Below are 1,154 nucleotides of genomic sequence, written 5' to 3' on the forward strand. Positions count from 1 at the left end.
GGCATAATGGTCATAAATAGTTGGTAAAAACTCTCTGAGCCTTATATTTTACTGATGATTTGAGAAGTTATATGAAACACGTTTCATATAACTTTTTCTTTGTCCTTAAAATGGCAAAAAAAAAGCGATGTTGGGCTTGTTCCAGTTTGAAAGTAATTAAGTGGGGAAAACAATTTGACAAGCAACGTTTCAAATGTAAAAACTGTGGTATTTTGTTCTCAAGTAATCGTCCTGAACAAGTTTTTCGTAATCGTTTTGTGTGGTTCAAAAAATGGGTTTTGGAACGACAGACCTATGAAACCTTGAGTAGAGATAGTAAATTATCTATTAGTACGATTCAGAGGACTTTTGGTCATTTTTTAGCTCAAGCACCAAAGGTTAAAATAATTAAGCGCAGTGCTGTCAACCTGAGATTAGATGCCACCTATTTCAATAGGTTCTGTGTGGTTGTATATCAAGATGATTTTGACGGACATACTCAACTCTTGAGATTTTCAGATAAGGAAGATTATCTTGAAATACGAGAGGATCTTGAAAACTTAATACACCTTGGCGTACAATTAGAGAGCATCACAACGGATGGTCACAAGAGCATTTTGAAGGCAATGAAGCTTGGAGTTCCAAATGTGACCACACAACGTTGTTTAGTCCATATACAGCGTATGTGCCTTATCTGGCTTACTAGGAGACCCAAACATCCTGCCGCAATAGAACTTAGAAAAATGGTGCTCGACCTTTTACGTATCAACACCCATAATGATAGAATATATTGGACAGATAGTTTTAGAAAATGGTATGAGCATTATCAAGAATACATTAATGAAAAAGTCTTTCAAGAGGAAACAGGAAGATATTGGTACAAGCACAGACTCCTTAGAAGGTCTTACTATCTGATCAATAAAGCCTTGCCAAACATGTTTCATTATTTAAACAATCCCAACATTCCAAAAACAACAAATGGTATTGAAGGATATTTCAGCCACCTTAAAAATCATCTTGACCTCCACAGAGGACTTACGATTAAAAACAGGATAAACTTTATAAAATGGTATGTACATTTTTCTAATGAAAAACGATGAGTTTTCTTTAGCCATAAGACTAACCAATAGAGATAAAAAAAAGAGCAACCCGAAAGTCACTCTCTATTGTATAAG

The 1,154-nt window shown here is 34.9% G+C and carries 1 protein-coding gene; it reads left to right on the top strand.

The window, feature by feature from the left end:
- Positions 1 to 110 precede the first annotated feature (110 nt).
- Entirely contained in the window at positions 111 to 1,079 is a 969-nt protein-coding gene (locus ACFO3O_RS22530) for an IS256 family transposase, variant Zn-binding type (RefSeq protein ID WP_417323449.1), read from the top strand.
- Positions 1,080 to 1,154: the final 75 nt, after the last annotated feature.

The sequence above is a fragment of the Dokdonia ponticola genome, assembly GCF_042653865.1.
In the GTDB taxonomy this organism is placed as follows: domain Bacteria; phylum Bacteroidota; class Bacteroidia; order Flavobacteriales; family Flavobacteriaceae; genus Dokdonia; species Dokdonia ponticola.